Genomic DNA, 21,984 nt, shown 5'->3' with positions numbered 1-21,984 from the left:
ACTCCCGCGCGGGCGACTCAAGAGCGTTGCGCCCGGTCGGGGTCGCGCTCGGAATCGGCGCCGCGATGACCCTCTGTCACCTCCTCGACCGGTGCGTTCCCGCCCCCGTCTCCGTCCGCCGAGTCCGGCTCGGCGACCCTCGCGGCCGCCTCGAACCGGCGGATCGCGTCCGGCCGTCCGACGAGGTAGACGAGGTCGCCGGCGCCGAGCGCGTACGTCCCCGAGGGAATCGGCTGGACCGACCCCTCGTTCGGTCGCACCGCGGCGACCACGGTGTCGACGTCGGCGACGGTGCTCCCGTCGAGGGCGCTCCCCGCCGCGACGGTCACGGCGGCCATCGTCTCGTCGGCGTTCCGGAGCAGCGAGGCGAACTCCCGGTCCGCCCGCGGCTCGGCGGGAAGCGTCACCAGCCGGTACCCAGTCTCGTCGGTCAGCCGCTCGGCGTCCGACTCGTCGAGCGCCACGGTGACGGCGTCGCCGGCGACTCCACGCAGTTCGCCGGTGGCGACCCGCTTTTCTGCGTCGTCTCGCCACAGCTGTACCGCGTCGCCGGCGGTGGCGTTGTTCGGCGGGTCGGCGGCCACCGCCGTCGCCGCGGTTCCCGGCGCGAGCGTCGGCCCGATCCCCGCGGCGCGGGAGCCGACGGCGAAGTACTGCAGCGTCCCGTCGGCGTCGACGTCGACGTCGACGTAGCCGACGCCGTACTCCGATTTGATCCGGGAGACGAGTCGTTCGCGGAGGTCTGCGACCGGCAGTTTCCGCGGGAAGAGCAGGGTCTTCTCGGAGAGCTCCGCCTTCTTCTCCGGCGAGACGGGGTCGTAGGTGTCCATGTCGCGGATCTCGTCGGTCTCGGGGAGCGTCACCGCCGTGAACCGCCCCACCGCGCGTACCATCCCGCTCAGTTCGCCCTCGAGTTGCCTCGCCCCCGAGAGCGCGAACACGTCGACGGAGAGCCGGTCGCCCATGTACCGACCGACCGGGGCGATCACCATCGCGACGCCGAGCGAGACGAGGTTGAAGAACACGCTTTCGGGCGCCAAAAGCGTCGGATTGTCGCCCGCCGCCACCGACCCCAGCGAGGTCGTGTTGAGGTACAGCGCGACGACGGCCACCCCGAGGAGGGCGGCGACGCCCTCCGGAATCTCCGCGCGGAAGTACCAGCGGTAGGCCAGCGCCGCGCTCCCGGTGACCAACGCGGCGACGACGGCGAACGTGGCGAGGGTGACCGCCGCCTGCCGGGGTTGCGCGAAGCCGACGTCGACGAGCGCAGCGACGGTCGGCGTCACGCGGCCACCTCCGCGAACCGGTCGATGGCGTCGCGGCTCCCGACGACGAACAGGTCGTCGCCGGCCGACAGCGACTGCGACCCGCTCGGTGCGATCGTCCACGACTCGTGGTGTGCCGCGAGGACGGCGACGTCGTACGCTTCGCGAACGTCGGCGTCGCCGATGGTGTGGCCGTCCAACGGGCCGCCGGCGACGACCGAGACCTTCCGGAACCGCTTGCCGGCCCGCCGCAGAAGCGTCGTGAGTTCGTACTCGCGACGGGTGCCGCGAGACAGCACCAGCACGCGGCCGCGCTCGGCGCGGAGCAGCGCGGTCGCGTCGGCGCGGTCGACGGCGACGGTCACTCGCCCCTCGCCCCCCGTCGTCGTCGGCGCGGTTGCCGTCGGCGGCGGCGCGACCGGCACCGTTCCGCCGTCGGTCCGGACCGCGTCGTCGGACGGCGGGGAGTCGTCGGTCCCCGACTCGCCCCCCGCGGCTGCTTTCGGGTCCACGTCGCCGCTCGACCGCGCGGCGAGCACCGTTCCCTTCACGTCGAGGTCCGAGGCGATCACGCGGACCACGTCGCCGCGGGCGATTCCGGTCGGCACGAGCGCGGCGACCGACACCGCGCGTTTCCCCTCCGGGACCCGCTTCGAGAGCGCCCCGGTCGGCGGCGCGGCGGCCACGGTCGCGCGCGCCTGTTCGTCGATCCGGACCGTCGCGTCGGCCAAGTCGAGCTCGGTCTGCAGGCGCTCCGCGAGCCGCGACTCCAACTCCGTGAGCGGGAGGTCGGCCGGGAAGGTCCATTCGCCGTCGCGGATCGCCTGCCGCGTCTCGGCGGGCAGGGGCGGATACCCCTCCATGTCGTTCACCTCGCCGGTCACTTCGACGGAGACCCGGCCCCGCCCGCCGACGAGTTCGATCACGTCGGTCGAGAGCGTGCGGTCGCGGAGCCGCTGGAGCGAGATCCGCTTCGGGACGCTGCTTCCGAGGCGGTCGCCCTGCGCGTGAGCGTACAGCGAGAGCATCAACACCACGACGATAGCCGTCAGAACCGCCGGAGCGCGCTCCGAGGAGCGGATCGTCTCGTCGTTGAGCGCGAGCAGGCCGCCGTTGATCCCCGCGATCGCGAGCGACAGGACGACCACCCCGAGACCGGGGATGGTCACGTCGGTGACGTACTTAAAAACGAACCCGAGGGTCCCTGCCACGAGCGCGGGGACAACCCCGGTGACGATCCCGAGGTAGATCCCGAAGGCGATCTCAACGGGGAGTGACATAACCAGTCAACCGACGGCACATATAAACATATTTCGACGCCTCACGAGGTGTGTGCCCCGCTCGCCGCGCGGCGTCCGCCCCCGCGAGCGGCGGTCGCCGTCGCTCGCGAGGTTTAAGTCGGGCGTCGGCCACGAACGCCCATGGAGCTGACCCGCGACTGGGTGACCGTCCGGGCGTCTATCGCCCTGACGTTCGCGGTGGCGATCCTCTCGATCCTCGCCGGACTCGCGCAGATCGGCGGGCTCGGGGTCAACGGCCCCCTCGAACCGTACGTCCCCCTGGTCGTTCGCCAGACCGTCGGGTTCACCGGGACGATAACCGGCTTCTCGATGCTCGGAAGCGGCTTCGCGCTCCGGAACGGCTACCGCGTCGGCTGGTACTCCACGGCGGTTCTGCTGCCGCTGACGGCGATTCAGGGCCTGATGCAGACGTCGGTGCTGTCGTTTCCGCTGGTCGCGCTGTCGCTGCTCTCGATGCCGGCGTTGGTGTACAACCGGCAACGCTTCGACAGGAATTTCTCGCCGTCGCCGACGCAACTCGCCGCGGGCGCCGCCCTCGTGACCGCCATCTCGTACGGGACGGTCGGGACGTATGCGCTCCGCGAGCAGTTCAACGGCGTCGAGACCATCGTCGACGCGTTCTACTTCACCGTCGTCACGGCCTCCACCGTCGGGTACGGCGACGTGACTCCCGTCACCGGCGCGACGGCCGACATCGCCAAGCTGTTCGTGCTCTCGTCGCTCGTGATGAACGTCGCGGCGTTCGCCGTCGCGCTCGGTGTCCTCCTCACGCCCGCAATCGAGGCGCAACTCTCCAAAGCACTCGGAAAGATGACCGACAAACAGATCGACCTCCTCGACGACCACGTCCTCGTTCTCGGGTACGGGGACCTGACGGAACCGATTCTCGAAGAACTCGACGCCCGCGACGGCGTTCAGTACGCCGTCGTCACGACCGATCAGACCGCCGCACAGCGGCTCTCGGACGCCGACGTGCCGGTGCTCACCGCCGACCCCAGCGACGTCGAACCCCTCGAACGAGTCAACCTCCAGGGCGCCCGCGCGGTCGTCGTCGCGACCGAAGACGACGCGCGAGACGCGCTCGCGATCCTCACCGCCAGACAGCTCAACCCGGACGGCCGCATCGTCGCGGCGGTGACACAGCGCGAGAACCTCAACAAACTCCGGCGGGCCGGCGCGGACCAAGTCATCTCGCCGACGACGCTCGGCGGACACATCCTCATCGACTGCGCGTTCGGCGCGGACAGCGGCGACGCGACCACCGACCTGCTCGGGGACGCGATCGACGACGTAGCGGAACTCGACGACTCGGCCGACTGACGCCGTTCAGCGACTCTGTCGCCCTTTCGTCTGCCGGTAATCCCGACTCAACACGTTCTCGCGCATGTGATCGCGGAACGCGTCGGCGTCCTCGTCGGTCATCTCCGCCGGCGCTTTCATCGGAACCAACTCGAACCCCCGACCGCGGATCGTCGTCGCGTGTTCGGCGTTGATGTCGAACGAGTCCGGCCGCCGAGTGGTGTACGCCACGGCGAGTTCGCGAAGCGGTCGCTCGCCGACGGGCACGATGATCTGCGGGTTGATCATCCGGATCTCCGCGTTGAGGAACGGCTCGCAGGTGTCGACCTCCTGGGCCGTCGGCTCGCGTTCGGGGTGCCGACACCGCGTCAGATTCGTGAAAAAAATGTTCTGTACGTCGGGTTCCGCCACGTCCGGCGCCGACCGCACGAAGCCGAGGTCGGCGAATATCGACTGTACTCGCTCGCCGGTACCTGCTCCGGTGAAGGGAACGCCGTTCGTCGCCGCCGCCGCGCTGGGGCGCGTGCCGACGACGAGGAACTCGCCGCCCACGTCGCCGTACCCGTGAACGACCTGCTCGCGAGCGGCGCACAGCTCGGCGCAGTTCTCGCAGTCGGCGTCCATCCCGAACGGGTTTCGGAGTATGTCCTGGTTCGCGTCCACGGTATCGCTGAGTCCCGCGGGCTGGTAAACGCTCCGCTCAGGGGGCAGCGGGAGGCAAAAACGGGACGAGTCGTCGTCGAGTTCAGTTCAGCGCGTAGGTGTCGCCGTCGCAGGCGACCATGTCCTCTTTGCGGAGCGTCTTCAGAATGCTGTACAGCGACAGCTTCTTCATCCCCAGCGAGTCGCCCATTTCCGAGACGGTCGCGTCGCCATTCGTCGTCAGGTACAAGTACACGAGTTTTGCGCGGGGAGACTGCAGCTCCGGCGGCAGGGCCGGCGCCGCGGTGCGTGCGGTCTCTGTCTCTAACATCTTACTCGATCGATAGCGTTCGACGATAATAAATCCCCTATTCAACGATCGTCGAAACTGGCTCGACACGGGAAAGCAGGGCGGAGACGCCAGCAGACGGCGACTTACGCGACGGATGCGTTGCGCTGTCGTCGTCTAACGCGGTGTGCTTTCGACCGACGACGGATAGGAAATCGTGAACGATCCGGATCGTTCGTGATCGGATCTGCGGTCAGTACGAACGGCTCTTCGGCTCGTACGTCTTGTTTTCGCCTTCGAGGATCGTCGGCTTGTACCACAGCTCCGGCTTGCCGTCGTTCCACGAGACGAGGGTGTGTTTCAGCCAGCTCTCGTCTTTCCGCTCCTGGTGTTGCTTGCGCCAGTGGGCGCCGCGGAACTCCTCGCGAGCGAGCGCGCCCATCGTGAGCGCCTCGGCGATGTCGAGGATGTTCCGCGTCTCCATCGTGTGGATGAGATCGGTGTTGAACGTTCGCGACGGGTCGGAGACTGCCACGTCCTTGTACGCCTCGCGGGCGTCGCGGAGGTCTTCGAGGGTCTCGTCGAGTCGCCCCTCCTCGCGGAACACGTTGACGTTCGCGGTCATGGTCTCTTGGACCGCAGACCGGATCTCGGCGTGGTTGCGGCCCTTCCGGGCGAGCAGTTCGTCGACGCGCGCCTTCGCGCGCTCGACCTCCGCCTTGAGGACGCCGTCGGGGTCTGTCGCCACCGCGCCGCCGTCGGCCGCAGCGGGGCCCTGCCCGCCGGTCTCTCCGACCTCGACGCTGAACTCGTAGTCGGCGGGCTCCCACTCGCCCTCCTTCCCGGTCGATATCTCGGCTTCGCCCATCTCCTCGCCCGCCGCGTGACGGCCGGCGCGCTTCCCGAAGACGATGAGCTCCGGCAGGGCGTTCCCGCCGAGGCGATTGGCGCCGTGGACCGACGCGCAGGCGCACTCGCCGGCGGCGTAGAGGCCGCCGATCGCCGTCTCACCGAACTCGTTCGTCTCGATGCCGCCCATCGCGTAGTGCTGGCCGGGCTTGACCGGCATCGGCTCCGTGAGCCCGTCGGCGCCCTCGAAGTCCTCCGCGAGGTGGAGGATGTTCTCCAGTCGGTCGAGGATGCGCTCCTCGCCGAGGTGGCGCATGTCGAGGTGGACGTACTCGTCTTCGATGCCGCGCCCCTCGTTGACCTCGGTCAACTCGGCGCGGGAGACGACGTCGCGGGAGGCGAGCTCGCCGTCGTTGTTCGCGTAGCCGTGTTCGAACATGAACCGCTCGCCGTCCTTGTTGTAGAGGATACCGCCCTCACCGCGGACCCCCTCGGAGATCAGCACGCCCGTCGAGGGGAGCGTCGTCGGGTGGAACTGGATGAACTCCATGTCCTCCATCGGGACGCCGGCGCGGTAGGCCATCGCGACGCCGTCGCCGGTGTTCGCGACCGCGTTCGTGGTGTGGTCGAACACCTGTCCCATCCCGCCCGTCGCGAGGATGACGCCGTTCTCGGCGCGGAATCCGCTCACTTCGCCGCTCTGGATGTCGTAGGCGACGACACCGTGGCAGGTCCGCTCGGCGGGGTCCTCCTCGTCGGTGACGGCGAGATCCATCACGTGCCACTCGTCGTACACCGTGATTCCGCGTTTGACCACCTGCTCGTACATCGTGTGGAGCATCTGGTGGCCGGTCTCGGCGCCGGCGTAGGTGGTCCGGGGGAACGAGAGCCCGCCGAACGGCCGCTGGGAGACGCGCCCGTCGTCCTCGCGGGAGAAGGGCATTCCCCAGTGCTCAAGTTGGATGACCTCTTCGGGGCTCTCCTGACAGAGGGCCTCGACCGCCGGCGCGTCGCCGAGGTAGTCCGACCCCTTCATCGTGTCGTAGGCGTGGTCTTCCCAGGAGTCGGCGTCGCGCAGCGCCGCGTTGATGCCGCCCTCGGCCGCGCCCGTGTGCGAGCGGACCGGGTGCAGTTTCGAGACGATGGCCACGTCGGCCCCGGCTTCCTGTGCCGCAATCGCCGCCCGGAGTCCCGCCCCCCCGGCGCCGACAACGATAACGTCGTGTTCGTGCATTGTTGGGTATGATATTCGGTTGGTCCTGAATGCCCTTGAGCGTGTCTCCTGTCGCTACCAGAACTTCAGGTTGTTCTTGACCGCTTCGCGTTTGAGCTCCTGGATGTGCTCGGTGAGTGGGATGTCCTTCGGGCACACCTCGGTACAGGAGAACTGGGTCTGACACCGCCAGACGCCGTGTTCCTGCTCGATGATTTCGAGTCGCTTCTGTTTGATGTCCTCGCCCTCGCGTTCGTCCATCGCGAACCGGTAGGCCTTGTTGATCGCGGCGGGCCCGAGGTACTCGTTGTCGCCGGCGGCGATGTTACACGAGGACATACACGCGCCACACCAGATACACCGGGTCGACATCTTGACCTTCTCGCGGTTCTCCCGCGTCTGTCGCTGCTCTTCGAGTTCGCCGTCGGGGTACTCGTTCGTCTGGAAGTACGGCTCGACGGCCTCCATCTGGTCGTAGAAGTGCTCCATGTCGACGACGAGGTCTTTCCGGACCTCGGCGTGCGGGAGCGGCTCGACTCTGATCGGCTCTTCGAGCTCCGATATCTGCGTTTTACACGCCAGCTTCTGACCGCCGTTGACGAACATCGCGTCGGACCCGCAGACGGCCTGCCGGCAGGAGTGCCGGAAGGTGAGCGAGGAGTCGTACGTGTCCCGCGAGTACATCAGCGCGTCGAGGACGGTCATCCCCTTGGTGAACGGGACGTGGAACGTGTCGAACCGCGGCTCCTGTTTCCCCTCGATTTCGGGGTCGTACCGGAACACTTTCAGCTCGATCGTCTCCTCATCTGCGGCGGCCTGCTCGGCCTCCTCGACCTGTCTGCGCGCGCGGTCTTCGGCCGCCCGCCGTCGCTTCTCTGCGCGGCGCTCGTCGCCCTTCGAGGCGACCTCGGCCTCGGTTTCGGTCTCGCTCGATTCCTCGATCTGGGTTGGTGTCTGCGTACTCATAGTTCAGAGCAGTGGGAAGCCGCCCGCCCACGCGTTCGCCGTCCGAATCCCCTGGAACAGCAGCACGACGCTCGCGGCCACGAGCGTCCACTTGATGACCGTTCGCTTGGTGCCGGTCAGCCCTTGGTTGACGAGGGCGTTGTAGACGCCGTTGACCCCGTGGAACGTCGCCGTCACGAGGAACAGCACCATCAGCGAGTAGTAGCTCAACTGCTCCATCCGGCCCGAACTGGCGAGGAACGACACCTCGTCGGCGTGGTGGACGAAGTGGAGCAGGAAGAAGTGGAACGCTAACACGACGAGCAGGAACGCCGCCGTCACGCGCTGTAGCAGCCACATGCGACCGCCCGACTGGAACGAGGAGTAGCGTTCGGCCATCTCAGAACGCCCCCGCGATAAAGGTCGGCACGGACGCGACGGTGATCGCTCCGGTCAGGAGCAGCGACGCGTAGAAACTCTTGTCCTGTGCGTCCAGTCCGACTCCGAGATCGACGAGGAGGAGCCGGGTGCCGTTGAGCATGTGGAACACGGCGACCGCGAGGAGCCCGACCTCCAAGAGCCGAACCAAGAGCAGCCCTTCGAGGCTGACGATGGTCTGTGTGTACACGTCGTTGCCGGCCATCATCGCGGCCTCGCTCGCCCCGGCTGCTGGAATCGCGGTACTCAACACGGCGATGTGGGTGAACAGGTACCCGATGAGCACCCACCCCGTGAACTTATGAAAGATCCAGGCCCACATACCCGCCTCGAACTCCCGCCAACGGCTGAAGTCCTCGATGAGGCCTCGATTGTACGACTGACTCATACCTAACGGTTCCGCACTGGGGTGGTATAGTAGTTACTAACGTGGCGGAGCGTGCGGGGAGTCGCCTCGCGCTCGTCCCGCGCTCGCACCGACGTATTCCCGTCGTGGTCACGGCCCCCGACGAGCAACAGACCGGCCACGATCTGCGCCTCGAAACCGCCGCCTCGGCGGGCCCGCTCCCGGCGATCATGCGTATCATACCCACGCTCGTACCGCTCGCGGAAGCCTTTTATGGCGTCCACTCTCTCGTACAGTTGCAATGGCGAAAGGCGAAGTTGACTTCTTCAACGACACTGGCGGCTACGGATTCATCGAGACTGACGACGCGGACGAGGACGTGTTCTTCCACATGGAGGACGTCGGCGGCCCGGACCTCGAAGAGGGTCAGGAAGTCGAGTTCGACATTGAGGAAGCGGACAAGGGTCCGCGCGCGACGAACGTTACCCGCCTGTAACTCCGGCGACGACGTTCAGGGTTGTATCGGCTTTTCGACTGTTCTAACTCCCTGAGCCGCTGCGCCGTCGAGCGCGGTGGGCGGGTCGGCCGAGCGGTCCGGCGGTCGAGTACTCGACCGTCGACTCCGCCGACCGTCAGGAATTTATCGATTGCTGACTGACCAGTCAGTCAATGAGTGACCAGCCGAGCGCGTCCGGAGAGATCATGGAGGGAGTCTATCGCGCGCTCCGCGCCCACGGCTACGCCGACCTGACGATGCAGGACATCGCCGACGAGTGCTCGAAGAGCAAGTCGCTGCTCCACTACCACTACGACACGAAGGAGGCGCTGCTCGTCGCGTTCCTCGATCACGTCATCACGGACTCCGAAGCGCGGATCGCCGCCCACGCGTCGGAGCCGCCCGCCGAGCGCCTCGCGGGGTTCATCGGCTGGTTCGTCTTCGAGCCGGGGGCGGTCGACCGCGAGGCGTTCCACATCGCCCTCCTCGAACTCCGGACGCAGGGCCCGTTCAACGAGCCGATCCGCGAACAGCTCGCCCGGAGCGACCGCCTGCTTCGCGGGACCGTCGTCGACATCCTCGAATCGGGCATCGAGGCGGGCGCGTTCCGCGACGTCGACGCCGAGGAGACGGCGGCCCTGCTCGTCGCGACCCTCGACGGCGCGCGGACGCGACAGATCACGCTGAGCCGGGAGATGGGCGGAACCGACGGCGACGCCGGCGACGAGTCGTCGGCGAGCCGAACCGACTGTGACCCGCCCGAGCCGACGTACACGCGAGCCGTCGCGGAGGCGGCGCTCCACCGCATCGTCGAACCGCTACTCGCGCCGGGCGTCGAACCGCCGTCGCTCGAAGCCGGCATCGCCGCGATGGCCCCGGAAGACGACGAATGACCCGCGCTCCGAGTTCTCGGCGCACCCGCGTCGCCCGAGGCGGCTGAGATGCGGGGCCTCGGCGTCGAGCGCCCCCCGACCGTGTTGCTCGCGGTGATAGCCAGCACCTTCTTCGTCGGGTTCGGCGGCGGCGTCGTCTTCCCCATCCTCCCGAACCTCGGGTCGGTCCTCGGTATCTCGGCGTTCATGGTGGGCGTGATCCTCTCGGCGAACCGGTGGGTGCGACTCGTCGCGAACGCGCCCGCCGGCGCGCTGGTGGACCGGTACGGGACCCGGACCCCCTTCGTCGCGGGCCTCCTCGTGGAGGGGATCGCCACCCTCGGCTACGTCGTCGCGCTGGCGTTGCCGTCCGCGGCGTCGCTGCGCCCCCTGGCGGCGTCGCTGCCGAGCGCGTCGGTCGGCCCGGTCGCGCTCGGACCCGAGCAGTGGGTCGCCCCCATCGCGCTCGTCGTCGCGCCCGAGACGTGGTTCCTCCTCGCGCGGGTCCTCTGGGGGATCGGCTCCGCGGCGGTGTTCGCGACCGCCTACACCATCGCCGCGGACCTCTCCGACAGCGGGTCGCGGGGGACGAACATGGGCGTCGTCCGCGGCGGGATCACGATGGGGTTCCCCGTCGGGCTCGTCATCGGCGGCGTCGTCTCCGCGCTCGCGGGCAACGTCGCCGCGTTCGTCGTCGCCGCCGCGTTCGCGCTGACCGCCAGCCTCGTCGCCGCCCGCTACGTGCCGGAGACGCACGTGACCGGCGACCGCTCGGGGGACGCGGTCAAGCCGTGGGACGTCGACACCACGGTCCCCGCCGTGACGGTCGGATTGGTCAACTTCGGGCTGATGTTCGCGTACATCGGCGCGCTGTTCGCCACGCTCGTGTTGTTCCTCGACGCGAAGGACATCTCGCTCTTCGGGCTCGCGCCGCAGGGAACGTCGGGGCTGTTCATGGCCGGTACGGTCCTCTCGGCCGCCTGCTTCATGCTCGTCGGGGGGCGGGTGTCGGACACGCGGAACTCGCGGACGCCCGTCTTGCTCTCCTTCCTCGTCGTCTCCTCTGCGGGATTTCTCCTGCTCGCCCGCGCCGGATCGGTGGGGTCGCTGGCGCTCGCGTGCGCCTGTATCGGCGCCGGACAGGGCGGCACCAGCGGCCCGATGATGGCGCTGCTCGCGGACCTGACGCCGGACGAGCGGATGGGCCGGGCGTCGGGGACGAACAACGTCCTCGGCGACGTCGGCGGCGGCCTCGGCCCGTTGGTGTCGCTCCCGCTCGTCGACGCCGTCGGGTTCGCCCCGATATACGCCGCCTGCGCGGCCCTCCCGCTCGCCGCCGGCGTCGTGTTGCTCGTCGGGGTCCGGCGCGAGACGGGGACGTTCCTGCCGGGCCGCGCCGCCGCCGAGACGAGTCACTGACGGCGTCGACGCGCCGCCTCGACGACTGCGAGCCGAAACGGGTCGGTCGTCCCGTCGCCACGTCGCCGCGGACCGGTCCGCCCTCGCCGGCCACTTATAAACACGCGTCGAGCCGGACGCGTCCTTCGGGCGGGCGAACCGCCGCGCCGCGGCCGATATCCGGGGTGTGCGAACGGCTGGCTCCCCCTGCTCGAAAAAACAACCGTTAAAAGTCGCCGCCGGGTTCGTACGGATATGGCTGGAACTATCGAAGCGCTCGTCCCCGGCGGGCAGGCCACTCCAGGCCCGCCGCTCGGTCCCGAGCTCGGACCGACCCCGGTGGACGTTCAGAACGTCGTGTCACAGATCAACGACGAGACCGCTGCGTTCGACGGCATGGAAGTGCCCGTCACCGTCGAGTACGACGACGACGGCTCCTTCACGATCGAAGTCGGCGTCCCCCCGACGGCCGAACTCATCAAAGACGAGGCCGGCTTCGAGACCGGCTCCGGCGAGCCCCAGAAGGACTTCGTCGCCGACATGTCGATCGAACAGGTGAAGAAGGTCGCCGAGCAGAAGTCGAGCGACCTCCTCGCGTACGACGTGAAAAACGCCGCCAAGGAAGTCGGCGGCACCTGCGCCTCCCTCGGTGTCACCATCGAAGGCGAGGACGCCCGGACGTTCGACGACCGCGTCGACGCCGGCGACTACGACGACGTCCTCGACGAGTAACGCGGCCACCGCTGTTTTCCGTTCGGTTCTTCGCGACCGCTTAGACGGCGGGCCGTTCCGCGGGGTCGGGCTCGGCCGTGTCGCTCGTCACCGGCCGCACGTCGGTCCACGTCCAGCCGATGATCGCGGCCGCCGCGACGAGCGCGTAGAACTGCACGAACAGCCCCGCTATCGTCCCGAGAATCGGGACGACGGAGAGCACGCCGACGACCAGCGCGCCGCCGAGCACGACCACCGCGGCGGTGAGCCACCCGGTCGCGTACGCCCGCTTCGACACCACGGTCCAGAGCGCTCCGAACGCGAAGCCGTCACCGAGGCGGCCGGAGGACGCGACGGCGGCCAGCGCCGCCGGCGTCACGTAGAGGCCGACCAGCGAGACGACGAACGCGGCGAGCGCGAGCACCAACGCCAGCGTCCCGCCGATAACGCCGCCGAGGACGCCGCCCGTGCTGCCGCCGGACCCGAGGATCGCCGCGCCTACCCCGAGGAACGCGGCGACCACCAACACGACGAGCGGGACGAGCGAGTACACCAGCGTGACGACGAACCCCTTCACCCCCTCGACGAGGAGGTCCGACCATGCCTCGAACGCGGGTGGCGTGTCGTCGCCGTCCGCAGTCCGTCGCAGGACCTGTGAAACGTAGCCGAGCACCAGAATCGACGGGACGATGAGCGGGCTCGTGAGCAGCAGCAGCCCGCCAATCAGGACGGTCACCGCGATGTCGTCGCTGTCGCGCAGGTACTCGAGTGATTTTGTTATTATAAATAATCACAGTTCGGTTGGCGCCGAGACGTATTAACTACACACTGTGGTTTCGAGCGGTCTCGGCCGCAGACCGCGGTTTTATTCGCGAGTGCGACGACTCGCGAGTATGCCCGATCTCCACCCGATCGCGAAGCGAATTCACAACGTCCAGCCGCGACCCGTCCGGCTCACGCTCGACGACGGCGAGACCGGGGTCTACGAGTTCTCCTCGACCGAGTTCTTCCAGCGAGAGTTCCGCGGCGAGGGCGTCCGCACCGACGCCGACGCCGACGCCGAGTTCCGCCTGATCACGTCGGAAGACCACGAGTCGGTGCTTCTGGGGCGCTCGGGGCCGTCGGACGCGGGCTGGACCGTCGTCGGCGAGATCGTCGAAGCGGAGCGCGCCGAGGAGTGACGGCGGCGCGCGAGGCCGCTGCCCGTCTGCCCTCCCGAATCGGGTGCGCGCCGCCTCGCTACCGCACCACCGTCACCGGCATCTCGGCGCGACGGACCACGGCCTCCGCGACGCTCCCGAGGAGGACCCGAGAGAGCCCGGTCCGGCCCTGACTCGCCAACACGACGTGGTCGAACGGCTCGCCCGGCTCGTCGCCGTCGCCGGCCGGCTGCTCTCCGCCCGCGACCCCGAGGATCGTCGGCGTCGGTCGCCCGACTTCCAGCCGGGTCTCGACCCGCCGATCCACCGCGTCGGCGGCTTCGCTCAGGATCCGCTCGCCGCGCTGTTCGGCGCTTCTGTACCACTGGTCTGCGGCGCCGGGGAACCCGCCTTCCGCGCCCGTCGCCGAGTCGGCCGGGTTGATCACGTGGAGCGCCGTCAGGTCGGCGTCGGGCCACTCGTCGGCCGCGAACTGCAGCGCCTCCGCCGCCTCCGCCGACCCGTCGACCGCAACGAGGATGCGTTTCGCCATGGCGGCGCTAGGCCGGCTCGATTTAAAAAGGGCGGCGACGGCTCCAACGCCGTGACGAGGCGGGTGCGATCGCGCTCGCGGAGTCGGTCTGTGTCGCTCGGACGGCCGAACCGCCCTCTTCGGTCCGGTCCGGTCGTTCAGGCGCCGTGCCGCGTCACGCACTTCGAGAGCCCGATCAGCTCCACCGGCTCGGAGTTGTCCGGCGAGTAGACCACCATCTGTCCCTTCTCCATGTAGGGAACCTTCCCGGCGAGGTTCGCGGGGATGTTCACGCTGGAGATGGCGTCCTCGTCGCCGAGATTCAAGACGATCTTGGTGTTCACCTGTTTGAAGACGGACTCGGCCACGTCCTGCGGGTCCTGCGTGATCAAGAAGAGCCCGAGCCGCTCTTTGCGGCCCTGTTTCGCCGCCTCGGTGAACTTCTGGACGACCTTCTGGGCCTGCACGGTGTCGGCGTCGGCGAGGAAGTTGTGCGCCTCGTCCATCCCGATGAGGAGGGGCGTCTCCTCGATTCGGTCGCTCTTCGGGTCGTTGGAGAGTTTGTCGTCGACGAGCAGTCTCGACACCGCCAGGACGACGATCTCCTTCTGTCTGGAGGTCGGCAGGTGGTAGGTGGGCACGACGGAGAGGCCGCCCGGCCGCACGAGGGTGTGGTCCAACTCGGTGATCGGCTTCGCGTCCTGGTCGAAGACGCCGCCCGGAACCGCCCGGACGCGACGCTTGACGGCGTCGAACGTCGCCTCGTGAACGCGGCCGCTCTCGTCGAGCTCCTCTTTGAGCGCCGGGTCGTCGAGGTACGAGAGGAACTGGCTGTACGTCCCCGAGTCGCCGTAATCGCGGAAGAAGCGGTTTATCAGCGTCAACAGCGCGGGGTACTGGTTCTCGTTGAGCCCGGAGCCGGCGACGAGCCACGGCATGTCCCGAGCCAGCGAGAAGGGGATGGTGAACTCCACGCGCTCCGCGCGGTGTCCCTCGCCGGGGTACGTCGCGTTCGCGACGCGGGGCACCAGCGCGACGGTGTTGTCGTGGCCGCCGTGGGCGATCCCCTCCCGGTCGAGCCGGCGCGCGAAGTCGGCGCCCAGGTCCGGGTTGTCGTCGTGCATCTGCGCGTACTCGTCTTGGGGGTCGAACTGGACGACCGCCAGCCGCGACTCGCGGCCGTCGCCGGTGGGGTAGGTGCGGTCCGCATCGAGGTACTGCCGCAGGACGTTCTTCGAGGCGTGGGTCTTCCCGGACCCGGTGCCGCCGGCGACGAGGGTGTGCCGGAACGCGAGCGGGTCGCCGTCGGCGTAGTCGTCCTTCACTCGGTAGTCGACCGTCGGGGGCGTCGCCGCCGTCCGCACCTTCTCGCCGCCGACGGAGAGGTGGCCGAGGAAGACGCCGTCCTCGGGGATCTTCAGCCCGGTCTTGATCTCGGCGTCGTCGGAGGCCTCCTCGACGACCGCGCCGGGTTTGGGGACCCGGTCGGTCATCCGGCGTTTCATGTCGTCGCCGTCGCCGTACACGACCGACATCGGCTCCAGCTCGGCCATGAACTTGTAGTCGCGCTCGGCGAACTCCTCCCGGCGCATCTGCCGCCGGGCGTGGATCTCGGTAGCGTCGTCCGACCGGAACTCCTGTGCGTACTCTAACCCGGTGATCCGACAGAACAGTCGCTCGCCGTCCGGATACGGGACGAGGAGGTACTTCCCGAGCCGGACCGACTCGCGGTTGCCGGTCGTGACGAACGCCCGCAGCGTCGTCTCTTCGGCCTCCTCCGCCACGCGGAGCCCCTGTGAAACGGAGACGACGCCGAGGCCGGCGTCGGTCCCGGCCGGCGTCACGTCGTACGGGGCGAACTCCGCGTCGGCGTCGCTCGGCGCCGACCCCGTGTCCGTCGCGTCGCCGGCCTCCTCGTCGGGCGCGCCGCGGGCGTCGCCAGCGTCGTCGTCACGGGCGTCGCCGCCACCGGTTCCGGGACCCTCTTTGGCGTCTGCGGCGGCCGCTTCCCCGCGTTCGGCGCTCGCGGCGTCAGCGTCTCCGGCGTCGCCGTCGCCCTCCTCCTCGCCGAACTCGGTGAAGTCCTCCAACGTCATGGCCAATCCATCGCCGCCCGCGCCGAAAGCGTTTCCCCTCGGCGTTCGGTTCGAAGCCGGCGCCACGGACCCCTTTTTGCGTCTCGGGACCGTACCGTCGCCATGATACTCGTGCGCGGCAGCGGCGGCGGAACGAATCTCACCGGAACGGTGTTCGAGCGGGGCGAGGAGCCGCCCGCTTATAAGGGCGCGCCGGACGAGGACGCCCCGTACGTCTGGGTCTGTGACTCCTTCTACGAGGTGGAAAGCGGCGGGTCGGCGCTCCTCGTCGACGGCGAGGAGATCCGCGTCGCCTTCGAGGAGCCGATGCCCCGCGGGTTCGACACCCGCGAGCAGGCCGTCGACGCCGCGAAAGAGCACGTCCGGACGCAGTTCGCCAGGATCGGTGTCGACCCCGACGCGGTCGGCATCGAGGTGACGAAGGAGGACCCGGCCTGAGCGCGTCGCTCTCACAGAACAGGGCTTTGCAGTCGCTACCGGCCGTCTCGCCGAGCGCGGCTACTCGTCTTCGCCGGCCTCGTCGCCCTCGGCGTCGCACACCCCGAGCGGGAGGCTCTCCGCGCGGGCGACGTCGGCGTCGAGCCCCTCGTAGGCGTCGTCGATCAGCCGGGACAGCTGCGCCTCGGGGGTCGCGCCGCGGGCGGCCGCGAGCGCGGCGAGTCGCTCGTACTGCTCGTCGGGTACCGACACCGTCCGGTCGCTCATACGCGCCGGTCCGCCCCGGAGGTACAAAAGTATTGTTCGGCGCAGACACTGCCGGGGAGACCGGCGACAGCCCGCTTTCGACGGCGCGTTTATCCTCCCCGGTCACGTACGTCCTCGCGGATGTCTGACCGCCCCGCCGACGGCGACCGGGGCGCGGGGTCGGCGAGCGATTCGGTCGAGGCGACCGTCGACGCCGACTCGCGCCCCTCGGACGCCGACTCCCGCCTCCCCGACGCCGACCCGCCCCCGGAGATCGACGACGAGATACAGCGTCGGCTTCGAGCGGCGTACCTCAACGACGCCGAGCGCGAACTCATCGTCACCGGGGTGCGGTCGGGAGACGAGGCGGTCGTCGTGACGTTTCGGACCCCGCACGGCGACACCACCCACACCGAGCGGTTCCCCGCCCCGCGACACGGCTCGCTCACGGAGTCGGCGTCGTTCATGTCGTTTTTAAATACCGCCGGGGTGTCGCCGCTCGAACTCGACGACCTCGTCGGCGCGCGCGTCCCCGCCACGTACGAGGACGGGGCGTGGCGACTCGCCGACTCGTACCTGCCGGACGCCGCCGAGAGAAGCGACCGCGGCGAGGCGCCCGACGCCACCGAGCGGTCGGTCTGGGCGCGCTCGAAGACGTGGCTCTGGACGTACCGCTACTGGCTGTTCGCCGCGCTCTTCGTCGGCGGCGAACTGCTGTTCGTGGCGGTGATCATTCTGCTGTACGCGTAGCCGGCCTCACTCCTCTTCGAGTATCTCGCCTTTGTCGCGCCGCTCGGCCTCGTCGCTGTCGGCGCGCTTCCGAACGTCGACCCGGTAGTCGGTGAGGATGTCGCGGCCGAGCAGGAGCGGGTAGTCCATGTGGCCTCGGTCCTCGACGCTGGCCGTGACGGTGTGTTGGTTGCCGCCGATCCCGATGACCAGGTCGACGACCGGTCGGGCCTTCCCGCCCTTCACGCTCCCGGACTTCACGCGCGTCATGCTCTTTATCGGGCCGGCCCCGATCTCGGCGGCGAGCTGGGTGTCGATGCTGGTCCGGGTCGCGCCCGTGTCGGACTTCGCGAGCGCCTGCGTGGAGCCCGAGGTCCCGGTGACGACGACCTCCTCGATGTAGCCGATGACGGGCTGTTCGCTCGGCGTGGGCTTCGGGATCGGGGCACAGGAGGGTCGCGAGTCGTCGAGCGTCGCGGAGATGCGTTCGACCGCCTCGTCGTCGACCTCGCCGCCGACCGTCTCGATCGCGAGTTTCGCGATGTACGGGGCGGGGCTCGTCCCCGTCGCCTCGTGGAGTCCTTTAAACCCGGCCGTCGGGTTCACCTCCAGGACGTACCAGCCGTCGTACCCCTCGACGAGGTCGACGCCGGCGTAATCGAGGTCCATCACGTCGGCCGCGTACAGCGCGGTCTCGGCGGCCTCGTCGGGCATGTCGTCGGTCGCGTCCTCGACCGCGCCGCCGAGCGCGACGTTGGTCCGCCAGTCACCCTCGGGCGCGTAGCGGTACATCGATCCGACGATCTCGTCGCCGACGATGTACACCCGCAGGTCCCGGTGTTTCTCGTCGTCGCGGTCGATGAGCTTCTGGAGGAACGCCTGCCGGTTGCCGACCTTCGGGTTCACCCGCTCCGTGAGGTCGACCTTCCACGTCCCGCCGCCGTGGGTGCCGATGGCCGTCTTATAAACGCCGACCTCGCCGAAGCGCTCGCGCCCCTCGTTGAGCCGGTCGTTCGACAGCGCGAGCAGCGCGTCCGGCACGCGGATGTTCCAGTCGGCGAGCGTCGCCGCCGTGGCGAACTTGTGGATCGACGCCAGCACCGAGTCGGGGTCGTTCAGCATCGGGCGGATGCGCTCGAACGTCTTCGCCAGCCCGAGCAGCTCCGCGGGCTGGTCGGTGTTCGAGACCAGGAGCCGGTTCGCGATCACGTCGACCTGGGGTTCGACGGACACGTCGCCGTCGTCGACGCTTATCGCGGCGTTCTCCTCGCGCAGCCACACCGGCTCGTGACCGAGACCTTCGACGGCGTTGCAGATCGCCTTCGTCTCCTTGCTGTTGTGTAACGAAAGTACTCCCACTCGTACCGGATCCGAACTCATACCCACACCTGCGGGAGCGTCGGTAAAAGTTCGCCCGGTTCGTGACCGATGGCTGCACGGACCCCGGCGCCCTCCCTCGCCGACCCGTTTCGCAGCGTGATAGTCGGGTCGTCATATATATACCCCCGCGACGGTCCGTCGTAGCATGAGCGACGACCGGATGTTCACGTACAACGGCGGCTCGGTGCCGCCGGGCGAGACGCAGAACATCCGCTACGGTATCAGCGAGACGTATCTCGGCGACCCGGTTCGGATCCCGGTGACGATCGTCAACGGCGAGCGCGACGGTCCCACCGCGTTCCTCACGGCGGCCGCCCACGGCGACGAACTCAACGGGATCGAAGTCGTCCGCGAGGTCGCCCACGAGTGGGATCTCTCGGAACTCGCGGGCACGCTCGTCTGCCTGCCCGTCCTCAACGTTCCCGGCTTCATCGCCCAACAGCGGTATCTCCCGGTGTACGACCGCGACCTCAACCGGTCGTTCCCCGGCGAGCCCGGCTCGACGAGTTCGAAGCGGATGGCCGATCAGATCTACTCGAATTTCATCAAGCCCTGCGACTTCGGGCTCGACTTCCACACCTCAACCCGCGGCCGGACGAACATGCTCCACGTCCGCGGCGACATGACCGTCGACGGGGTCCACCGGCTTTCGATGGCGTTCGGTTCGAAGGTGATAATCGACAGCGAGGGCCCCAGCGGAACCCTCCGGGGCGAGGCGACCGCGAACGGAATCCCGACGATAACCATCGAGATGGGCGAGGCCCACCGGTTCCAGCGCCCGCTCATCGACGACGCGCTCGCCGGCGTTCGCTCCGTCTTCGCCGAGTACGAACTGCTCGACACCGACACGGTGCGCTGGCCCGGCTGGCGGACCATCGTCGCCGGGGCCGGCGAGAAGACGTGGCTTCGCGCGGACTCGGGCGGCATCGTCGACACCCACTTCGGGAGCGGATCGCTCGTTCGCGAGGGCGAGCGGATCGCGACGATCACCAACCCGTTTAAAGAGGATGCGGTGGGGGTCGAAGCCCCCTTCACCGGGCTGCTCATCGGCCTCCTCGAGAACCCGGTCGTGTATCCGGGGAACCCGCTCTGTCACCTCGTCGAAATCGACGAGTCGACCCGCCGGGCCATCGAAGCCGGCGACGCGCCGGAGCCGGTGGGACAGCCCGAGCCGATGGAGAGCTCCCTTCGATAGCGGGGCCGGTCGCGCGCAGCGACCCGACTACTCGATGTCCGGCGCCATCTCACCGGCAGGGACGACTATTTCAAGCCAGTTCTCCTCCGGCGGCAGCGGACAGGAGAACGTCTCGCTGTACGCACAGAAGGGGTTGTACGCGAGGTTGAAATCGACCGTCACCGCGTCGCCGTCGGCCACCGCCTCGTCGGGTTCGAGTTCCATGTACCGCCCGTTGTGGTACGTCTGTTGACCGGTCGTCTTGTCTCGGAAGGGGACGAAGATGGCGCCCTCCTCGCCCGCCTGTCGGTAGCCCGCGAGCGCGTGCTCCTCGCCGTCGACCTCGAACGCGAAGGTGACGATTCGGAGGTATCGAACCGGGTTGCTCGCCGTGGTCTCCATCTCGACCGGCTCCGGGTCGTCGTGGACGGTCACGGTCGCCTCGACGCGGTAGTCGGGGTCCGGCTCGAAGTAGTCGAGCCCCTCGAAGCCGTCGCGGCGTTCCGGCGGGATCGGGGACTGCGGGTGTTCGGCGAAGAACTCGTCCTTCTCGCGGCGGTTCGCGCGGAGGCGCTCGGCGTAGTCGTCGGTCATGGCTCCACAGAGCGTCGCCGGAGGTTTCAGGGTCGCGGTCCGGAGCCGCCGGCGGAGGCCGGTCGGCCGCACTGCCCGCTCACAGCGCCTGAAGGTCGCTCAGGCAGTCGTCGAGGTCGCGGTTCGACACCGCGAGTGAGAAGCCGTCGACGCGGGCCAAGTCCGCAGCGTGGTCCCACAGATCCCCATCTTCGATGCCGTGGAGGACGACCGCGTTCGGCGTCGGGCTCACGACCCGCAGCGCGACCAGCGGCGACTCGCCGCGCGTGACGCGGGTGAACACGAGCGCGCGGTTCGTCGACTGACCGTACAGGCGGTAGAACTCCTCGCTGGACAGGCGGGTGATCGCCTCGATGGAGTTGATGACGGTGTGGCCGTTGACGTGGTCCTGCTCGCCGCGGACGATTTCCGTCGCCCCCATCGCCTCGTAGAACGTTTCGAGCGGGACCGCGGTCGAGTACTCTCGGAGGTCGTGGACGATGTCGCTCTCGAAGCCGGCCGAGAGCACCCGCGCGTACTGCCGGAGCCGCCCCCCGCCGCGGCGCTCGTCGATGTCCAGGAGTCCCTCGACGGTCCGCCGGACGACGCCGATGCCCGGACTCTCGCGGCGCCCGCTCTCGTAGTCCGAGACGACCGACGAGGAGACGTCTAACTGGTCCGCCAGTTCGGTCTGGGACACGTCGAAGTCGGTCCGCCACTTCCGGAGCGTCGCTCCGGGGTCGTCGCTGAGCGTTATTTCGCCGGCGATCCGGCGGGAGAGCTCTTCGCGTGCGTCGCTCATACGTCGATCCGACGACGGAGCGCCGCAAAAGGCTACCGAAACCGCGGATCGTCGAACGTCGATAACTGCGTGACGCGGGGGTTCGCTCGGCCCCCTCACTCGACCGTCAGCGAGTAGACGATGACGCCGAACCCGACCGCCGTGAGCAGGCTGTTGATAGCGATGCCGACGGCCAGCTCCGACCCGATGACCTGGTGTGAGACCCCGCCGATCAGGGCCCCGACGGTGACGACGCCGAAGCCGATGCCGAGCGCGCGCAGCGACGGGTCGCCGGTCCGCCCGTACGCCCGCATGGCGTAGTAGGTGATGCTGCCACCGAGGACGAGGATGGCGGTCTTTGCGACGATGATGAGTAGGTCGATATGCGTAGTCATGTTTCCTCGCGAAGCTCCGACCACAGGTCGGCCAGTCGTTCGTCCCGGCTGCGCTCCGGGCGCGTGAATTCGATGTCGAACTCGCGGTCGTCCGCCTCTTCGACGGAGACGGTCACGGTCTCGAACGAGACGGCGTAGCGGGTCGTGTGCTGTCCGTCGCGGCGAATGTCGGTCGACTCCGACAGCAAGGAGGCGTCGGTGAGCCGCTCCAGTTTCCGGTAGGTCGTCGACAGCGGAATATCGCACTCCTCCGAGAGCTCACTCGCCGTCTTCGGCTCGGAGAGCGCCGACACGATCCGCCGTGCGTCGTCGTCTGCCAGCGCGTCCAACACGTCGTCGACTGACGGCGGATCGGGCTCGCGCGACGGGTCCCGCACCATGCGTGTTGGTTCGACCGCCGAGACTTAAACAACCGAGCTTCGGCCCGGCGGGTCTCA

General features: G+C 68.6%; 26 protein-coding genes. 9 read left to right on the top strand and 17 right to left on the bottom strand.

What is annotated here, in order from left to right:
- Nucleotides 1-17: 17 nt before the first annotated feature.
- Both DOS48_RS23625 and DOS48_RS23620 read right to left on the bottom strand, forming a co-directional pair.
- On the bottom strand, nt 18-1,286 hold the full coding sequence (locus tag DOS48_RS23625) for a TrkA C-terminal domain-containing protein (RefSeq protein ID WP_127118060.1): 1,269 nt from the start codon (nt 1,284-1,286) through the stop codon (nt 18-20).
- Nucleotides 1,283-2,545 carry a potassium channel family protein gene (locus tag DOS48_RS23620; RefSeq protein ID WP_127118059.1) on the bottom strand — a complete coding sequence of 421 codons (1,263 nt, stop codon included), beginning with the start codon at nt 2,543-2,545 and terminating at the stop codon, nt 1,283-1,285. Before DOS48_RS23620 ends, DOS48_RS23625 begins: the two co-directional genes overlap by 4 nt.
- A 141-nt stretch (nt 2,546-2,686) precedes the next feature.
- On the opposite strand from DOS48_RS23620, the gene DOS48_RS23615 reads away from it, so the two are divergent.
- A complete protein-coding gene (locus DOS48_RS23615) occupies nt 2,687-3,886 on the top strand; it encodes an NAD-binding protein (RefSeq protein WP_127118058.1) in 1,200 nt (399 codons plus the stop codon).
- Between the two features lie 6 nt (nt 3,887-3,892).
- Here the strand turns inward: DOS48_RS23615 and DOS48_RS23610 are convergent, their stop codons facing one another.
- The 6 genes from DOS48_RS23610 to sdhC form a co-directional block, all read right to left on the bottom strand.
- Nucleotides 3,893-4,528, bottom strand: coding sequence for a uracil-DNA glycosylase family protein (locus tag DOS48_RS23610; RefSeq protein WP_127118057.1), 636 nt, complete (start codon nt 4,526-4,528; stop codon nt 3,893-3,895).
- An 82-nt stretch (nt 4,529-4,610) separates the two neighbouring features.
- Nucleotides 4,611-4,838 carry a TrmB family transcriptional regulator gene (locus DOS48_RS23605; protein ID WP_127118056.1) on the bottom strand — a complete coding sequence of 76 codons (228 nt, stop codon included), beginning with the start codon at nt 4,836-4,838 and terminating at the stop codon, nt 4,611-4,613.
- 211 nt (nt 4,839-5,049) lie between these two features.
- Nucleotides 5,050-6,879 carry an FAD-binding protein gene (locus DOS48_RS23600; RefSeq protein WP_127118055.1) on the bottom strand — a complete coding sequence of 610 codons (1,830 nt, stop codon included), beginning with the start codon at nt 6,877-6,879 and terminating at the stop codon, nt 5,050-5,052.
- A gap of 54 nt (nt 6,880-6,933) precedes the next feature.
- Nucleotides 6,934-7,824: a succinate dehydrogenase/fumarate reductase iron-sulfur subunit gene (locus tag DOS48_RS23595; protein ID WP_127118054.1), complete on the bottom strand. Its 891-nt coding sequence runs from the start codon at nt 7,822-7,824 to the stop codon at nt 6,934-6,936.
- 3 nt (nt 7,825-7,827) lie between these two features.
- Entirely contained in the window at nt 7,828-8,202 is a 375-nt protein-coding gene (locus DOS48_RS23590; protein WP_127118053.1) for a succinate dehydrogenase, read from the bottom strand.
- A 1-nt stretch (nt 8,203) separates the two neighbouring features.
- A complete protein-coding gene (sdhC, locus tag DOS48_RS23585) occupies nt 8,204-8,629 on the bottom strand; it encodes a succinate dehydrogenase, cytochrome b556 subunit (RefSeq protein ID WP_127118052.1) in 426 nt (141 codons plus the stop codon).
- Between the two features lie 259 nt (nt 8,630-8,888).
- On the opposite strand from sdhC, the gene DOS48_RS23580 reads away from it, so the two are divergent.
- The 4 genes from DOS48_RS23580 (at nt 8,889) to DOS48_RS23565 (ending at nt 12,085) form a co-directional block, all read left to right on the top strand.
- The gene (locus DOS48_RS23580) at nt 8,889-9,083 is read left to right on the top strand and encodes a cold-shock protein (RefSeq protein WP_004046659.1); all 195 of its coding nucleotides are present in this window, start codon (nt 8,889-8,891) and stop codon (nt 9,081-9,083) included.
- Between the two features lie 173 nt (nt 9,084-9,256).
- Nucleotides 9,257-9,976 carry a TetR/AcrR family transcriptional regulator gene (locus DOS48_RS23575; RefSeq protein WP_127118051.1) on the top strand — a complete coding sequence of 240 codons (720 nt, stop codon included), beginning with the start codon at nt 9,257-9,259 and terminating at the stop codon, nt 9,974-9,976.
- Between the two features lie 48 nt (nt 9,977-10,024).
- Nucleotides 10,025-11,374 (top strand): MFS transporter, encoded by a 1,350-nt coding sequence (locus tag DOS48_RS23570; protein WP_127118050.1) that lies wholly within the window; start codon nt 10,025-10,027, stop codon nt 11,372-11,374.
- A gap of 234 nt (nt 11,375-11,608) precedes the next feature.
- Complete coding sequence (locus DOS48_RS23565) at nt 11,609-12,085, top strand: 50S ribosomal protein L11 (protein ID WP_127118049.1); 477 nt, start codon at nt 11,609-11,611, stop codon at nt 12,083-12,085.
- 40 nt (nt 12,086-12,125) lie between these two features.
- Here the strand turns inward: DOS48_RS23565 and DOS48_RS23560 are convergent, their stop codons facing one another.
- Nucleotides 12,126-12,848, bottom strand: coding sequence for a DUF4013 domain-containing protein (locus DOS48_RS23560; protein WP_127118048.1), 723 nt, complete (start codon nt 12,846-12,848; stop codon nt 12,126-12,128).
- Nucleotides 12,849-12,957: 109 nt separating this feature from the next.
- On the opposite strand from DOS48_RS23560, the gene DOS48_RS23555 reads away from it, so the two are divergent.
- Nucleotides 12,958-13,245 (top strand): transcriptional regulator, encoded by a 288-nt coding sequence (locus tag DOS48_RS23555; RefSeq protein WP_127118047.1) that lies wholly within the window; start codon nt 12,958-12,960, stop codon nt 13,243-13,245.
- A 58-nt stretch (nt 13,246-13,303) separates the two neighbouring features.
- On the opposite strand, the gene DOS48_RS23550 is transcribed toward DOS48_RS23555, so the two are convergent.
- On the bottom strand, nt 13,304-13,756 hold the full coding sequence (locus DOS48_RS23550) for a universal stress protein (protein WP_127118046.1): 453 nt from the start codon (nt 13,754-13,756) through the stop codon (nt 13,304-13,306).
- Nucleotides 13,757-13,893: 137 nt separating this feature from the next.
- Nucleotides 13,894-15,831 (bottom strand): ATP-binding protein, encoded by a 1,938-nt coding sequence (locus DOS48_RS23545; RefSeq protein ID WP_127118045.1) that lies wholly within the window; start codon nt 15,829-15,831, stop codon nt 13,894-13,896.
- A gap of 102 nt (nt 15,832-15,933) precedes the next feature.
- Here DOS48_RS23545 and DOS48_RS23540 point away from each other — a divergent pair, with 102 nt between their 5' ends.
- A complete protein-coding gene (locus DOS48_RS23540; RefSeq protein WP_127118044.1) occupies nt 15,934-16,269 on the top strand; it encodes a hypothetical protein in 336 nt (111 codons plus the stop codon).
- Between the two features lie 60 nt (nt 16,270-16,329).
- Here the strand turns inward: DOS48_RS23540 and DOS48_RS23535 are convergent, their stop codons facing one another.
- Complete coding sequence (locus DOS48_RS23535) at nt 16,330-16,536, bottom strand: hypothetical protein (RefSeq protein WP_127118043.1); 207 nt, start codon at nt 16,534-16,536, stop codon at nt 16,330-16,332.
- Nucleotides 16,537-16,656: 120 nt separating this feature from the next.
- Here DOS48_RS23535 and DOS48_RS23530 point away from each other — a divergent pair, with 120 nt between their 5' ends.
- Entirely contained in the window at nt 16,657-17,265 is a 609-nt protein-coding gene (locus tag DOS48_RS23530; protein ID WP_127118042.1) for a hypothetical protein, read from the top strand.
- Nucleotides 17,266-17,271: 6 nt separating this feature from the next.
- Here the strand turns inward: DOS48_RS23530 and DOS48_RS23525 are convergent, their stop codons facing one another.
- Nucleotides 17,272-18,624, bottom strand: coding sequence for a RimK/LysX family protein (locus tag DOS48_RS23525; protein WP_127118041.1), 1,353 nt, complete (start codon nt 18,622-18,624; stop codon nt 17,272-17,274).
- A gap of 145 nt (nt 18,625-18,769) precedes the next feature.
- Between DOS48_RS23525 and DOS48_RS23520 the strand changes: the two genes are divergently transcribed.
- Complete coding sequence (locus tag DOS48_RS23520) at nt 18,770-19,819, top strand: succinylglutamate desuccinylase/aspartoacylase family protein (RefSeq protein ID WP_127118040.1); 1,050 nt, start codon at nt 18,770-18,772, stop codon at nt 19,817-19,819.
- A 27-nt stretch (nt 19,820-19,846) separates the two neighbouring features.
- Here the strand turns inward: DOS48_RS23520 and DOS48_RS23515 are convergent, their stop codons facing one another.
- The 4 genes from DOS48_RS23515 to DOS48_RS23500 all read right to left on the bottom strand — a co-directional run bounded on the left by DOS48_RS23515 (nt 19,847) and on the right by DOS48_RS23500 (nt 21,927).
- Nucleotides 19,847-20,392, bottom strand: coding sequence for a DUF1684 domain-containing protein (locus DOS48_RS23515; protein ID WP_127118039.1), 546 nt, complete (start codon nt 20,390-20,392; stop codon nt 19,847-19,849).
- Nucleotides 20,393-20,471: 79 nt separating this feature from the next.
- Nucleotides 20,472-21,173, bottom strand: a complete 702-nt coding sequence (locus DOS48_RS23510; RefSeq protein ID WP_127118038.1) for a helix-turn-helix domain-containing protein — start codon at nt 21,171-21,173, stop codon at nt 20,472-20,474.
- A gap of 95 nt (nt 21,174-21,268) precedes the next feature.
- A complete protein-coding gene (locus DOS48_RS23505) occupies nt 21,269-21,547 on the bottom strand; it encodes a hypothetical protein (protein ID WP_127118037.1) in 279 nt (92 codons plus the stop codon).
- Entirely contained in the window at nt 21,544-21,927 is a 384-nt protein-coding gene (locus DOS48_RS23500; protein WP_127118036.1) for a winged helix-turn-helix domain-containing protein, read from the bottom strand. The genes DOS48_RS23505 and DOS48_RS23500 overlap by 4 nt, the downstream gene beginning before the upstream one ends.
- Nucleotides 21,928-21,984 lie beyond the last annotated feature (57 nt).

The organism is Halorubrum sp. PV6, from assembly GCF_003990725.2.
Taxonomy (GTDB): Archaea; Halobacteriota; Halobacteria; order Halobacteriales; family Haloferacaceae; genus Halorubrum.
The sequence above is the reverse complement of the archived record's forward strand: the minus strand, read 5'-3'. Positions and strand labels throughout refer to the sequence as shown.

Excerpts from the sequence above, each read along its gene's own strand:
- DOS48_RS23575 (WP_127118051.1), top strand. The coding sequence starts at position 9,257 with ATGAGTGACCAGCCGAGCGCGTCCGGAGAGATCATGGAGGGAGTCTAT.
- DOS48_RS23565 (WP_127118049.1), top strand. The coding sequence starts at position 11,609 with ATGGCTGGAACTATCGAAGCGCTCGTCCCCGGCGGGCAGGCCACTCCA.
- DOS48_RS23500 (WP_127118036.1), bottom strand. The coding sequence starts at position 21,927 with ATGGTGCGGGACCCGTCGCGCGAGCCCGATCCGCCGTCAGTCGACGAC.
- DOS48_RS23580 (WP_004046659.1), top strand. The coding sequence starts at position 8,889 with ATGGCGAAAGGCGAAGTTGACTTCTTCAACGACACTGGCGGCTACGGA.
- DOS48_RS23525 (WP_127118041.1), bottom strand. The coding sequence starts at position 18,624 with ATGAGTTCGGATCCGGTACGAGTGGGAGTACTTTCGTTACACAACAGC.
- DOS48_RS23550 (WP_127118046.1), bottom strand. The coding sequence starts at position 13,756 with ATGGCGAAACGCATCCTCGTTGCGGTCGACGGGTCGGCGGAGGCGGCG.
- DOS48_RS23605 (WP_127118056.1), bottom strand. The coding sequence starts at position 4,838 with ATGTTAGAGACAGAGACCGCACGCACCGCGGCGCCGGCCCTGCCGCCG.
- DOS48_RS23590 (WP_127118053.1), bottom strand. The coding sequence starts at position 8,202 with ATGGCCGAACGCTACTCCTCGTTCCAGTCGGGCGGTCGCATGTGGCTG.
- DOS48_RS23510 (WP_127118038.1), bottom strand. The coding sequence starts at position 21,173 with ATGAGCGACGCACGCGAAGAGCTCTCCCGCCGGATCGCCGGCGAAATA.
- sdhC (WP_127118052.1), bottom strand. The coding sequence starts at position 8,629 with ATGAGTCAGTCGTACAATCGAGGCCTCATCGAGGACTTCAGCCGTTGG.
- DOS48_RS23540 (WP_127118044.1), top strand. The coding sequence starts at position 15,934 with ATGATACTCGTGCGCGGCAGCGGCGGCGGAACGAATCTCACCGGAACG.
- DOS48_RS23595 (WP_127118054.1), bottom strand. The coding sequence starts at position 7,824 with ATGAGTACGCAGACACCAACCCAGATCGAGGAATCGAGCGAGACCGAA.
- DOS48_RS23570 (WP_127118050.1), top strand. The coding sequence starts at position 10,025 with ATGCGGGGCCTCGGCGTCGAGCGCCCCCCGACCGTGTTGCTCGCGGTG.
- DOS48_RS23505 (WP_127118037.1), bottom strand. The coding sequence starts at position 21,547 with ATGACTACGCATATCGACCTACTCATCATCGTCGCAAAGACCGCCATC.
- DOS48_RS23520 (WP_127118040.1), top strand. The coding sequence starts at position 18,770 with ATGAGCGACGACCGGATGTTCACGTACAACGGCGGCTCGGTGCCGCCG.
- DOS48_RS23535 (WP_127118043.1), bottom strand. The coding sequence starts at position 16,536 with ATGAGCGACCGGACGGTGTCGGTACCCGACGAGCAGTACGAGCGACTC.
- DOS48_RS23615 (WP_127118058.1), top strand. The coding sequence starts at position 2,687 with ATGGAGCTGACCCGCGACTGGGTGACCGTCCGGGCGTCTATCGCCCTG.
- DOS48_RS23555 (WP_127118047.1), top strand. The coding sequence starts at position 12,958 with ATGCCCGATCTCCACCCGATCGCGAAGCGAATTCACAACGTCCAGCCG.
- DOS48_RS23545 (WP_127118045.1), bottom strand. The coding sequence starts at position 15,831 with ATGACGTTGGAGGACTTCACCGAGTTCGGCGAGGAGGAGGGCGACGGC.
- DOS48_RS23515 (WP_127118039.1), bottom strand. The coding sequence starts at position 20,392 with ATGACCGACGACTACGCCGAGCGCCTCCGCGCGAACCGCCGCGAGAAG.
- DOS48_RS23600 (WP_127118055.1), bottom strand. The coding sequence starts at position 6,879 with ATGCACGAACACGACGTTATCGTTGTCGGCGCCGGGGGGGCGGGACTC.
- DOS48_RS23620 (WP_127118059.1), bottom strand. The coding sequence starts at position 2,545 with ATGTCACTCCCCGTTGAGATCGCCTTCGGGATCTACCTCGGGATCGTC.
- DOS48_RS23530 (WP_127118042.1), top strand. The coding sequence starts at position 16,657 with ATGTCTGACCGCCCCGCCGACGGCGACCGGGGCGCGGGGTCGGCGAGC.